General features: G+C 63.3%; 13 protein-coding genes. 4 read left to right on the top strand and 9 right to left on the bottom strand.

Annotation, left to right across the window (positions count from 1 at the left end; all coding sequences use genetic code 11):
* Nucleotide 1: 1 nt before the first annotated feature.
* The 4 genes from AC5SSZ_RS18750 to AC5SSZ_RS18735 all read left to right on the top strand — a co-directional run bounded on the left by AC5SSZ_RS18750 (nucleotide 2) and on the right by AC5SSZ_RS18735 (nucleotide 3,831).
* Nucleotides 2-721, top strand: a complete 720-nt coding sequence (locus AC5SSZ_RS18750; protein ID WP_065272533.1) for a helix-turn-helix transcriptional regulator — start codon at nucleotides 2-4, stop codon at nucleotides 719-721.
* A gap of 112 nt (nucleotides 722-833) precedes the next feature.
* Nucleotides 834-1,475 carry an acyl-homoserine-lactone synthase gene (locus AC5SSZ_RS18745; protein WP_065272534.1) on the top strand — a complete coding sequence of 214 codons (642 nt, stop codon included), beginning with the start codon at nucleotides 834-836 and terminating at the stop codon, nucleotides 1,473-1,475.
* Between the two features lie 83 nt (nucleotides 1,476-1,558).
* A complete protein-coding gene (locus AC5SSZ_RS18740; protein WP_495439366.1) occupies nucleotides 1,559-3,094 on the top strand; it encodes an ATP-dependent DNA helicase in 1,536 nt (511 codons plus the stop codon).
* Nucleotides 3,091-3,831: an SDR family oxidoreductase gene (locus AC5SSZ_RS18735; protein WP_065272536.1), complete on the top strand. Its 741-nt coding sequence runs from the start codon at nucleotides 3,091-3,093 to the stop codon at nucleotides 3,829-3,831. The genes AC5SSZ_RS18740 and AC5SSZ_RS18735 overlap by 4 nt, the downstream gene beginning before the upstream one ends.
* A 147-nt stretch (nucleotides 3,832-3,978) precedes the next feature.
* On the opposite strand, the gene AC5SSZ_RS18730 is transcribed toward AC5SSZ_RS18735, so the two are convergent.
* The 9 genes from AC5SSZ_RS18730 to tsaB all read right to left on the bottom strand — a co-directional run bounded on the left by AC5SSZ_RS18730 (nucleotide 3,979) and on the right by tsaB (nucleotide 12,393).
* On the bottom strand, nucleotides 3,979-4,395 hold the full coding sequence (locus AC5SSZ_RS18730; RefSeq protein ID WP_368947275.1) for a VOC family protein: 417 nt from the start codon (nucleotides 4,393-4,395) through the stop codon (nucleotides 3,979-3,981).
* Between the two features lie 89 nt (nucleotides 4,396-4,484).
* The gene (locus tag AC5SSZ_RS18725) at nucleotides 4,485-5,279 is read right to left on the bottom strand and encodes a TIGR02186 family protein (RefSeq protein WP_065272538.1); all 795 of its coding nucleotides are present in this window, start codon (nucleotides 5,277-5,279) and stop codon (nucleotides 4,485-4,487) included.
* On the bottom strand, nucleotides 5,279-6,199 hold the full coding sequence (locus AC5SSZ_RS18720) for a sulfite exporter TauE/SafE family protein (protein WP_274827617.1): 921 nt from the start codon (nucleotides 6,197-6,199) through the stop codon (nucleotides 5,279-5,281). The genes AC5SSZ_RS18725 and AC5SSZ_RS18720 overlap by 1 nt, the downstream gene beginning before the upstream one ends.
* 190 nt (nucleotides 6,200-6,389) lie before the next feature.
* Entirely contained in the window at nucleotides 6,390-7,397 is a 1,008-nt protein-coding gene (locus AC5SSZ_RS18715; RefSeq protein WP_495439363.1) for an ABC transporter permease, read from the bottom strand.
* A complete protein-coding gene (locus AC5SSZ_RS18710; protein ID WP_274827619.1) occupies nucleotides 7,397-8,491 on the bottom strand; it encodes an ABC transporter permease in 1,095 nt (364 codons plus the stop codon). The genes AC5SSZ_RS18715 and AC5SSZ_RS18710 overlap by 1 nt, the downstream gene beginning before the upstream one ends.
* Nucleotides 8,492-10,021: an ABC transporter ATP-binding protein gene (locus tag AC5SSZ_RS18705; RefSeq protein WP_495439361.1), complete on the bottom strand. Its 1,530-nt coding sequence runs from the start codon at nucleotides 10,019-10,021 to the stop codon at nucleotides 8,492-8,494. It abuts the gene before it with no gap.
* A 190-nt stretch (nucleotides 10,022-10,211) separates the two neighbouring features.
* Nucleotides 10,212-11,207, bottom strand: coding sequence for a BMP family lipoprotein (locus tag AC5SSZ_RS18700; RefSeq protein ID WP_065272543.1), 996 nt, complete (start codon nucleotides 11,205-11,207; stop codon nucleotides 10,212-10,214).
* 159 nt (nucleotides 11,208-11,366) lie between these two features.
* Nucleotides 11,367-11,804: a GNAT family N-acetyltransferase gene (locus tag AC5SSZ_RS18695; protein ID WP_495439359.1), complete on the bottom strand. Its 438-nt coding sequence runs from the start codon at nucleotides 11,802-11,804 to the stop codon at nucleotides 11,367-11,369.
* Nucleotides 11,797-12,393, bottom strand: a complete 597-nt coding sequence (gene tsaB, locus AC5SSZ_RS18690; RefSeq protein WP_495439358.1) for a tRNA (adenosine(37)-N6)-threonylcarbamoyltransferase complex dimerization subunit type 1 TsaB — start codon at nucleotides 12,391-12,393, stop codon at nucleotides 11,797-11,799. Before tsaB ends, AC5SSZ_RS18695 begins: the two co-directional genes overlap by 8 nt.
* Between the last annotated feature and the right edge of the window lie 13 nt (nucleotides 12,394-12,406).

Here is a 12,406-nt window from a genome sequence, read left to right as displayed (position 1 = left end):
TATGGGGAAAACGGTAGATCTGGACGGCATCCTGGAGGACTTGGATGCCACCACGACACTTGAGGGTCTGCAAAAGATCACCGAGCGCGTCCGGGATGCCTTTGAGATCGATCATATCGTCTATCACTGGGTCGATAGCGCAGGCGAGCAATACGGCTGTGGCACCTATGATGATGTCTGGGTCCAGCGCTATCTGGAGCAGGGGTATCTGCGGACCGATCCGGTCATCATTGGTTGTTATCAGCGGTTTCATCCGGTCGATTGGAAGCGGCTCGACTGGTCCACCAAATCGGCGCGTATTTTTCTGAAAGACGCGCTGGCGCATGGGGTCGGCAATCAGGGTTATTCAATTCCGATTCGCGGTCCCAACGGGCAATTCGCGCTCTTTACCGTCAATCACAATTGCTCAGATGAGGACTGGGAAGAATTCACCGAAGCCCACAGCCGCGAACTGATTCTGATGGCGCATTATTTCAACCGCAAAGCGCTGGAATTCGAACCTGATCGCGGCCCGGAACAGGCCCAAACCCTGTCGCCAAGGGAAATTGATGCACTGACCCTGCTGGCAATTGGTTACAGCCGTGCGCAGGTCGCACAAACGCTTTCAATTTCGGAACATACCTTGCGCGTTTACATTGAAAGTGCTCGATTTAAACTCGGCGCGCTGAATACGACTCATGCAATTGCCCGCGCATTAAGCTGCGGCTTTATCGTTGTCTGATCCGGGCGCGAAAATCTGCTCAAATCCAATCTTATGAATTCGTTAATGTCTTTGGCGCATCGCCTTCTGGGCGTAAGCTCCCCCTGCATTTCAAGCAAAAGGGGACGAAAAAATGCTTCGCTATATCTACGGACACGACCTGCATAAACATCCTGAACTGGCCCGCTCCATGTTTCAGGATCGCGCCGACCAATTCCGCACCCGTCTGGGCTGGGAGGTCAGCGTCGATGCCAACGGACAGGAACGCGATCAATACGATGCGCTGGATCCGCTTTATGTGATCTGGGAAATGCCGGATGGCAGCCATGGCGGCTCCATGCGGTTTTTGCCGACCACCGGGCGCGTGATGGTGAACGAAATTTTTGGCCATCTCACTGGCGGCAGCCCGATCACCAGCCCGCTGATCTGGGAATGCACCCGGTTCTGCCTGTCGCGCAATGCGCCGTCCAAGGTGGCAGGTGCGCTGATGTTGGGCGGGGGTGAGATCATGCGCAATTTCGGCATCCGCCATTTCGTCGGTGTCTTTGACCGTCGGATGATCCGGATCTATCGCGCCATCGGCTCCAGCCCCGAGGTTCTGGGCACCGAGGGAGAAGGCCGTGACCAGATCAACGTCGGTCTGTGGGAGTTCACTCCGGACAGTTATGACATGGTGGCCAGCCGCGCGGGCATCGCGCCCGAGCTGTCGCGGCTGTGGTTCGACCGCTCCTTTGGCGGTGCCGACCCGATGAAGCAGATGGCGCTGACTGGCTAGGACCCGGGTCTGTCTTGCGACCCCACATGCCACGGGGCCGGTTGCATCTGGTGCAGCCGACCCCGCAGCTGTAGGGTCGCGCCATGACAAAGCCGCTTATTCAATTCTCCGACGATCAGGCCGCCGCTTTTGACAGCGTGACTGCGCTTTTGCACCAGGCCGGGGTGGATCTGGACGATGGTCTGCTGCATCCGCCGCGCGGCGATGCCGGGGTGATGGCGGTGATCGGCAAGGCGGGATCGGGCAAGACCCTGCTGCTGGCCGAGCTTTACAAGGCGCTGGAAGATGCCGGCGTCGAAGTGGTGTCGGGCGATTACGAAAGCCGCAAGAAAAGCGGCAAGCGCACCCTTGCGATCCTGGCTCCCACCAACAAGGCAGCCAGCGTGCTGCGCCTGCGTGGGGTGCCCGCGACCACCATTCACCGGATTCTCTACACGCCGGTCTACGATCCCGAATACGAACGCATCGCCGAATGGTTGGCCGGAAACGGCGAAGAGCCTGATATCGAAGGTCTGACCGAAGAGGCGCTGGCCCGCGCGGCGGCCTTTTACGAGCGCAACAAATCGATCCCCGGGGCGCTGGCGGCGGCAGGGCTGCGCGGCTCCGATTTCATCACCGGCTGGAAGCGCCGCGAGGATCCGCTGGACATCGGCTTTGTCGATGAAGCCTCGATGCTGGATGATCGCCAGTTCAGCGATCTCAAAGAGATTTTCCCGACCCTGCTGCTGTTTGGCGACCCGGCGCAGCTGGCACCGGTGAACCAATCCGGCGCCATGATCTTTGACGGGCTGCCAGAGACGCGCAAACTGGTGCTGAGCCGCATTCACCGACAAGAGGCCGATAACCCTATTCTGGACCTTGCTCATGCGCTGGCGGATCCGCAGCTCGGGTTCGAAGATTTCGAACGCATGGTCGAAGACACCGCCCGCCGCGACGAGCGCGTGGTCTGGGGGCAGCGGGTCGAGGTCGACCTGATGGCGCGCTCTCCGGTGCTGGTCTGGCGCAACAACACCCGCATCCGCCTGATCAACGCCTTCCGCAGCGTCCATGGCGCCCCCGAGGACGCCCTGATTGAAGGCGAACCTTTGATCTGCGATGGCATCGAACTGCCGCTGAAACACCGCAAGAAACGTCTTGATCTTGAAGCCCGCGGGTTGATCAAGGGCGCGCAGGTGATCTACCTCGGCCCCGGCCGCAAACCTGGATTTTCCCGCCTGCACGTGATGGGCGCCGAGGATCCGCAGGTCTCGGCCGCCTCCATCGTGAAGATCGAGAAACCGGATGAGGAAGAGCCCTTCATCCCCTATGCCGCGCGCATGGGGGCGACCTTTTTGCACGGGGCGGCGGTGACCATTCACAAGGCGCAGGGCTCGCAATGGGAGACCGCGCAGGTCTTTGCCCCCGATATCTATGCCGCCGCGCGCATGGGCCGGGTCGAGGCCGGTCAGCCGCTGTGGAAACGGCTCGCCTATGTGGCGATCACCCGGGCGCAGGAGCGGCTGATCTGGGTGGTGCGCAACCGGCTGGCCAAACCCACCGGGCCGCTCCGGGTGGATGATCTGCGCGCTGCACCGGTGGCGGCGCTGACACTCGAGGCAGAGGAGGAAACCGCGTTATGAGCAACAAGACAATCCTGATCACCGGCGCCAGCTCTGGCATTGGCCGGGCGGTGGCCGAACAGTTCCTGACCCAAGGCTGGACCGTGGGCCTGCTGGCCCGGCGCGCGGACAAGCTGGCGGATGTGGCGCTGGGGCACGACCGGGCCTATGTGCTGCCTGCCGATGTCACCGATGCCACCGCCGTGGATCATGCGGTCAACAGCTTTGCCATGCAGGCCGGGCGGCTGGATGTGCTGTTCAACAACGCGGGTATCTTCACGCCGCCCGGCACCATCGATGAGATCGCGCTGGAGGATTGGCATGCCTCGGTCAATGTGAACCTCACGGGCATGTTCCTGGCGGCGCGGGCGGCGTTTCGGCAGATGCGCCATCAGGCACCGCAGGGCGGACGGATCATCAACAACGGCTCCATCGCTGCCCATGTGCCGCGTCCCGGCTCGGCCCCCTATGCGGCCACCAAATCGGCGATCACCGGGCTGACCCGCAGCATCTCTCTGGACGGTCGGCCCTTTGACATAGCGTGTGGGCAGATCGACATCGGCAATGCCCGCACCCCAATGGTGGAGGATCTGGCCCATCGCCATGCCGAGGCCAATCCCGAGGCGGCGCCGATGGACACCTTTGATGTGGCGGATGCGGCGCGGTCGGTGCTGCATATGGCTGAATTGCCGCTGGAGGCCAATGTGCAGTTCATGACGGTGATGGCCACCAAGATGCCCTATATCGGCCGCGGCTGAGGACGGCAGGGCGGGGGGCATAGAGGGGGAGCGCTCCCGCCTGTCTTCGATCTGCGGACGCAGCTCTCATCCCGTTGGGCCCGGCACCGCGCGTGGTGCGGTGCCTGTTGCGAGAGGTCGTGATCCTGTCGCCCTTGAAGACCTGGGCTAACCGTCTCGTCCCGGCTCGTTCGGGTTGCTGGAAAACAATGCGATCTTGTTGCCTTGTGGATCGCGCAAGTAGCCGACAAAGAACCGGGGGCCATAGGTGTCACGAAATCCTGGCGGCCCTTCGTCAGAGCCACCTGCGGCCAGCGCGGCGGCGTGGAGGGCGCGCACCTGTTCCTGGCTGCGCGCCTCAAAGGCCACCATGGCGCCATTGCCAGCCGAGGCCGCCTCTCCATCGAAGGGCGGTTTGACGTAGAAATCAGGCAGAGCGGGAGACTGGCCCGGCTCCACTGGCAGGGCGTAGCTTAGACCTTCAGGCCCCTCCGATAGCCCATAGCCAAGGGCCGGTAGGAAGGCAGAATAGAACTGTTTGGCACGCGTGATATCGTCAGCTCCGACGGTGACATAGGCGATCATGCTTGCTGTCCCATTGCGCGATACATCTGATTGCCAAGGTGGCAATCCGACTGGCTGTTTAGACTGCGAAACGGCATGAATTGACGCTCCTACCGGTCGCGCAGCAGCTGGAAGGCTGCCGAGGCGCCCCAGCCGGCAAGGACGGCAATGACCAGTGACATGATCCCGTAAATGAAGGGCCGTTCGCGCGAGAGGGCGTAGAGGAACCGCTCCAGCCCGACCTTGCGCACGTCGATTGCGGTTTCATAGCTGGAGACCACCTCGCCGCCGCGGGTCAGCAGGACGCGGGTGGTATAGGCGCCCTCGGTCAGGTTCGCGGGCATGTCGATCGCGGTGCGGAACAGGGTTTGCTGGTCCACGGTGACGGTGCTGGGCCGCAGGGAGTAAAGCCCTTCCTCGCGGCGGATGCGCACCACGGCCTCGGCAAAATCCTGGGCGCCGCGGATGTTCATCGCGGCCCCGACCGAGCGGATGGCGCGTTCGACCGATACCTTGTGGCGCAGGTCCTCGATATCCGTCAGAACCGCGCCGAAGGGGGCGCTGGTGGCTACGGCGTAAAAGCTAGGCGCGGAGTCGACCAGCACGCTGTCAACATTGACCCAGATGCCAAGCTTCTTTTCCTTGCGACGCACGGTGACCGGGGCGGAGGGGCCAGACACGGTGACGATCACTTCGAGCGGCGGCGCATCCGCCGGGATCGGAGTGTCGCGTTTCACCGCGCCGAAAACCAGGATTTCAGAGCCGTCAAAATCGGCGGTGATGGCGACGCGGTTCTGGCTGAGGCCAAGCACAACCGCTTCGCGCTCGTTAGCGCGACCCGGGGAAGCGAGAACCGCAGGAAGGCTGAGCAGGGCAATTAGCAACAGGCGGAAGAGCGGCGTCATCAGTGACCTCCTGCCACGCCGAGCGAGAACAACTCGTCCGGCTGAATAAGAAGCTCAAGCCCCAGTTTACCGCAGACCAGCAGCACCATCAGCGCCAGCAGGATCCGCAGCTGTTCGGCCTTGAGATAGGTGCCGATGCGGGTGCCGATCTGTGCCCCGACGACGCCGCCAACCAATAGGAGCACGGCCAGCACGATGTCCACGGTAAAGTTGGTGGTGGCGTGCAGCATGGTGGTAAAGGCGGTGACGAGGATGATCTGGAACAGCGAGGTTCCGACCACCACCTTGGTCGGCATGCCGAGGATATAGATCATTGCGGGCACCATGATGAAACCGCCGCCCACGCCCATGATCGCGGCCAGAATGCCGACCGCGACGCCGACCAGAACCGGCGGGATCACCGAGATATAAAGCCCGGAGGTGCGGAACCGCATCTTGAAGGGCAGGGCATGCACCCAGCTGCGCTGCCGCCGCGCAGCGGGCGCGCCGCCCGATTTGCGGGATTTGCGCAGGGCGCTGAGGCTTTCGATGAACATCAACCCGCCCACGACGCCAAGGAAGACAACGTAGCAGAGCTTCACCAGCAGATCGACCTGACCCATCTGTTTCAGGTGGTTGAAGACCACCACGCCGAGCGCGGCGCCAAGAAGACCACCGGCCTGCAGCACAAGCCCCATCTTGATGTCGACGGTACGCCTTCGAAAATGGGCAAGGACGCCGGAAAAAGAGGAAGCGACGATCTGGTTGGCCTCGGTCGCGACCGCCACAGCAGGCGGAATGCCGATGAAGAACAGCAGCGGTGTCATCAGAAAACCACCGCCGACGCCGAACATCCCCGAAAGGATACCCACCAGCCCACCCAGCCCCAGAAGAAGGAAGGCATTGACCGAAACCTCGGCGATGGGAAGGTAGATCTGCATACTCAATTTAGACCCCTTTGCCGGTGCAAAATCAACTGGCGATGCCGCCCCGCAGCATTCAGGACCGATAATCCGGATCAATCTGGACTTATCACCCCGGATGGGGGGGAAGAGCGCGGCCAAAACGCAAAACCGCCCGGCGCGGGGGCCGGGCGGTTTCAGCAGACTGAATGGGTGTATCAGGCCCTGTTCAGCGCTCCTTCACATAGGGCGCGCCGCCCGCGCGGGGCGGAATGGCCTTGCCGACGAAACCGGCCAGGATCACCACGGTCAGGATATAGGGCAGGGCATCCATCACCTGCACCGGGATGGTAACGCTGCCCAGTTCGATATTCTGGAACCGCAACGCGACCGCCTGCAACAGGCCGAACAGCAGGCAGGCGCCCATCGCGTGCCAGGGCCGCCATTTCGCAAAGATCAGCGCCGCCAGCGCGATGAAGCCGCGCCCGGCGGTCATGTCTTTCACGAAACCAGCCTGCAGGGCCGTCGCCAGATAGGCGCCCGCGATGCCGCACAGAAGGCCGCAGATCGCAACGGCGGCAAACCGCAGCCCCACCACCGAAACACCGGCCGTGTCCACCGCTGCCGGGTTTTCCCCGACCGCGCGCAGACGTAGGCCGAAACGGGTGCGGAACAGCACCCACCAGGTGAGCGGCACCGCGAGGAAGGCGGCATAGACGAGGATGGAATGCCCGGAGAGCAGCTCGGAATAGACCTGCTGGAACATGCCCGCTTCTGCGATCAGTTCGGACAGGGGGCGGCCCGCTGCCTCGGCGTCGCTGGGGCCGATGGCAAAGGGCAGTTCAAGACCGCCAAAGCGTCCTTCGCGCAGCAGCGAAGGCGTGCGTCCGCCCTGCTGGAACCAGTCCTGCGCGATCAGCACGGTCATGCCTGCGGCCAGAAAGTTGATGGCAACGCCTGAAATCAGCTGGTTGCCCCGAAAGGTGATCGAGGCCACCCCGTGCAGCCCAGCCAGCACCAGCGAGGAGGCGATACCCGCGAGCAGTCCCAGCCAGACATTGCCGGTGACTGCGGCCACTGCAGCGGACAGAAAGGCGGCCATCAGCATCTTGCCTTCAAGGCCGATGTCAAAGATGCCCGCGCGCTCTGAGAACAGGCCGGCCAGGCAGGCCAAAAGCAGCGGCGTCGCCAGACGGACGGTGCTGTCCAGCACCTGAATGATGGTCAGGAATTCCATCAGGCTTTCTCCTTCCGCAATGCAAGGAAGATCTTTTCAAGCGGTATCCGCACCATATTGTCCAGCGCGCCGGTAAAGAGGATGACCAGCGCCTGAATGACGACGATCAATTCGCGCGGGATCGAGGTCCAGAGCGCCAGTTCCGCGCCGCCCTGATAGAGGAAGCCAAAGAGGATCGCGGCCAGAAAAACGCCAAAGGGATGGTTGCGCCCCATCAGCGCCACGGCGATGCCGATGAAACCAGCGCCCTCGGTAGAGTTCAGAACCAGACGCTCGGCCTCGCCCATGACGTTGTTGATCGCCATCATGCCCGCAAGCCCACCCGAGATCAGCATCGAGATCATGATGATCTTCACCGGAGAGATCCCGGCATAAAGAGCGCCGGGTTCGGAATGGCCATAGGCGCGGATTTCATACCCCAGCCGCGTACGCCAGATCAGCAGCCAGACCACCACGCAGGCGGCAACGGCGACCAGAAGGCTCACGTTGGCCGGTGCCGATTTGGAAAAGGCGATACCGAATGGGGCTAGCAGCTCGTGCAGGCTTGGCAGGTGAACAGCTTCGGCAAAGCGGGCTGTGGCTGGATCCATGGCCCCTGCGGGCTTCAGCACATTGACCAGCATATAGTTCAGAACCGCGGCTGCGATGAAGTTGAACATGATGGTTGTGATGACGATATGGCTGCCGCGCTTGGCCTGAAGATAGGCCGGTATGGCAGCCCAGGCGGCCCCAAAGAGGGCGGCGCCAAGGGAGGCAAAGATCAGCGCCAGAGACCAGTGAGGCCAGGGGATGTAAAGGCAGACAAGCGCAACGCCAAGCCCCCCCAGCATCGCCTGACCTTCGCCGCCAATGTTGAACATCCGGGCGTGGAAGGCGACGGCGACCGCAAGGCCGGTGAACAGGAAATTGGTTGCATAGTACAGCGTGTAGCCCCAGCCGTAGGTGGAGCCGAGCGCGCCTGTCACCATCATCTTGACCGCGGCGAGTGGGTCCTCGCCGATGGCCAGAATGACCAGAGCCGACAGGAAGGCAGCCAGTATCAGGCTGATCAGCGGAATCAGGACCACATCGGCCCATTTCGGCATTTTTTCCATTTACGCGGCCTCCCCCGCGACACCGGCCATCAGAAGGCCCAGTTCCTTTTCATCGGTCTGATCGGCGGCGCGTTCGCCCATGATCATACCGTCAAACATCACCGCCACCCTATCAGACAGGGACAGGATCTCTTCCAACTCGACCGAGACCAGAAGGATCGCCTTGCCCTCATCGCGCAGGGCGACGATCTGCTTGTGAATGAATTCGATGGCGCCGATGTCGACGCCGCGGGTGGGCTGGCCGATCAGCAAGAGGTCGGGATTGCGCTCGATTTCACGGGCGACGACGATCTTCTGCTGGTTGCCGCCGGAAAAACTTTTGGCGGCCAGCCAGGGATCCGGCGGGCGCACGTCGAATTTCTCCATCTTCGCAGCGGTGTCGGCGCGCAGGGCGGCGTTGTCCATCAGAAGGCCCCGCTGGTATTCCGGCGCGTGGTGATAGCCAAAGGCGACGTTTTCCCAGGCGTGGAAATCCATGATCAGCCCTTCGCGCTGGCGGTCTTCGGGGACGTGGGCCACATGGGCGGCGCGGCGTGCCCGCCCGTCCGATCCGGCGCCAGACAGCGGCAGCGGCGTGCCATTGAGGCGGATCGTACCGGTGCCGGGGCGCATGCCGCCCAGCACCTCCAGCAGCTCTGACTGGCCATTGCCCGCCACACCGGCGATGCCGAGGATCTCTCCGGCGCGCACATTGAGGTCGATGCCCTTGACGCGCTCGACGCCTGCCTCGTCCACGACGCGCAGGTTCTCGACTTCCAGGATCGGCTTGCCGGGCTTGGCGGGGACCTTGTCCACGCGCAGCAGCACCTTGCGGCCCACCATCAGTTCGGCCAGATGTTCGGGGCTGGTCTCGGCGGTTTTTACCGTTGCGGTCATCTTGCCGCGGCGCATGACGCTGACCGTGTCGGTCGCCTCCATGATCTCGCGCAGCTTGTGGGTGATCAGGATGATCGTCTTGCCCTCGGCCCGCAGCCGGTCGAGGATGCGGAACAGCTGGTCCGCCTCTGCCGGGGTCAGAACGCCGGTGGGTTCATCCAGGATCAGGATCTCGGCCTTGCGGTACAGCGCCTTCAGGATCTCCACCCGCTGCTGCATGCCGACGCCGATCTCGTCGATGCGCTTGTCCGGGTCCACGAAGAGCTCGTATTCCTCTTCCAGCGCCTTCAGCTCCTTGCGGGCGCGGGTCAGCGAGGGCATCAACAGCCCGCTGTCCTCGGCGCCCAGAACGATGTTTTCCAGCACCGTGAAATTCTCGACCAGCTTGAAATGCTGGAACACCATGCCGATCCCGGCGGAAATGGCGGCCTGGCTGTCTGGGATTTCGGTCTTCTTGCCGTTGATCCAGACCTCGCCGCTGTCGGCCTTGTAAAAGCCGTAAAGGATGCTCATCAGGGTGGATTTGCCGGCGCCGTTTTCGCCGATGATCCCGTGGATCGTGCCGGGGGCGACGCTGATGGAGATGTCCTTGTTGGCCTGGACGGGGCCAAAGGCTTTGGAGATGCCTTTCAGTTCAATCGCTGGTGCCGTCATTCTGGCTCCTCAACATGCGGGGGCGCGGACCGGGGGGATGCCGGTGTGATGCGCAGGGGGCGGATACCGGTGCGGCGGTGCGTCCCTCGGATGGGATGGAAAAACCAAACCCGGAGGCGGCGTTGCGGCAGCCTCCGGGCAAAGTGGGCTCTGGCTATGCCTTTTCAGGCCGGGCCAGAGCGGTTGCCGATCAGAACGACAGCGCCGGGCAGCTGTCGTCAGACATGTAGTCATGCACCTTCAGCTCGCCCGAGGCGATCTTGGCTGCTGCAGCGTCCACCATGGCTTTCATCTCGTCCGAAACCAGCGGTGCGTTGTTGTCGTCCAGCGCGTAGCCGACGCCGCCATTGGCCAGCCCCATGACCGAGAAACCGGTTTCCATGTCAGCGCCATCGCTGAAGGCCTCGTAAACCGCGTTGTCCACGCGTTTCATCATCGAGGTCAGTACCTTACCCGGGTGCAGGTGGTTCTGGTTGCTGTCCACGCCGATGGACAGGATGTCCTCATCCGCAGCGGTCTGCAGAACGCCCACGCCGGTGCCGCCTGCCGCAGCATAGACCACGTCAGCGCCCTGGCTGATCTGCGCCTTGGTAAGCTCGGAGCCTTTTACCGGGTCGTTCCAGGCCGCCGGGGTGGTGCCGGTCATGTTGGCGATCACCTTGGCGTCGGGGTTGGCGGCCATCACGCCCTGGGCATAGCCACAGGCGAATTTGCGGATCAGCGGGATGTCCATGCCACCGATGAAGCCGACGGTGCCGGATTTGGAGGCCTCAGCTGCCATCATGCCGACGAGGTAGGAGCCCTCGTGCTCGTTGAAGACAACCGAGCGCACGTTGGGCGCGTCCACGACCATGTCGATGATGGTGAATTTGGTGTCCGGGTAGTCGGCAGCCACCTGGCCCAGAGCGTCAGCAAAGGCAAAGCCTGCCATCACGATCGGGTTGGAGCCCGCTTCGGCAAAGCGGCGCAGGGCCTGCTCGCGCTGGGCCTCGGATTGCAGTTCGATCTCGCGGAAGCTGCCGCCGGTCTCGTCTGCCCAGCGTTTTGCGCCCATGAACGCCGCTTCGTTGAAGGATTTGTCGAATTTGCCGCCAAGGTCAAAGATCAGCGCCGGATCCGCCAGGGCCGCGCCCGCAGTGACGGCCAGTGCGGCCGAGCCGCCCATCAGGGTTTTCATCAGGCTCATTAGAATACTCCCAGTTGTGTTTTATGATTGTCACAGCCGCCGTTGGGCTGCCCGGTGCGTTATGTGACCGGGACGAATAGAGGTGCGGCAATTTAGCCCGCAGCATCGCGGCAGGGTCAACCGCTTTTTGACCAAACGGTGGAATTCCATACGGGTGGCCTAACGTAAGCTGCACCGCATAAGCACCGCGTCCACAGGGGCGGCGCCTTTGCGGGCATAATAACCGGGCCGGGTTCCGCAAGTGGCGAATCCGCATGCCTGGTAGAGCGCCTGCGCCGGGGCATTGTCGGCGGCCACCTCCAGAAAGGCTTCGGTGGCGCCGCGTGTGCGGGCGAGATCCTGCCAGTCCTGCATCACCTGCCGGGCCAGACCCCGGCGCTGGTGCGCGGGGTGGGTGGCGATGGTCAGCAACTCGGCTTCATCCGCGATGACGCGGACAAGGGCGAAACAGCGGGCATCACCGATTGCAAAGGTCAGGGGGCTGTCCAGGAGGTCGGCGAATTCCGCAGCGCTCCAGGGGCGCGACTGGGTAAAGGCCGCTGCGTGGGTCTTGGCCATGTCGTCTGTGGCTGGGGCAGAGGCCACGGCGTCAGCCATCGATCAGCGCAGGCGGGGTATCGCGCGCGGGGGCGGCATCGGCAGCGCGCAGATAAAGCGGCGCGGGGGCGGCGGTGTCCTGATCCATCCGGGCGGCTGCCAGACGCGCGATCGCCTCGGCCAGCCCTGCGGGAGAGGCCTCGGGCGCAAAGGTCAGCCCGGCACCGCGCGCGGCTTCTTCGGCTTCCTCGCGGGGCATCAGACGCGGTGCCTGATCCGGCAGGGCGGCATAGACCTGATCACGCGGGGCCGGAATGCCGGGCAGGGTTCCTGCGGCGGCGCGGGCGTCAAAACCGTCGATGCCCACGGCCGGAACGCCAAGGCCCAGCGCCAGACCTCGGGCGGCGGAAACGGCGATGCGGATACCGGTGAAATTGCCGGGGCCTACGCCAACACCGATGGCATCCAGATCCGCCCATGTGGCGCCGCCTGTCGCCAGCACCTCTTCCAGCAGCGGCATCAGCCGTTCGGCCTGCCCGCGTGTCATCGGCTCCAGCGCCTCGGCAACAAGGGTGTCACCGCGCAGCAAAGCGGCCGCGCAATGCGCGGCCGATGTGTCAAAGCCCAGAACCAGTGGTTCGGTTGTCATCCTCTGTCCTTTC

The organism is Phaeobacter sp. CC-HEC084, assembly GCF_059429255.1.
The sequence above is the reverse complement of the archived record's forward strand: the minus strand, read 5'-3'. Positions and strand labels throughout refer to the sequence as shown.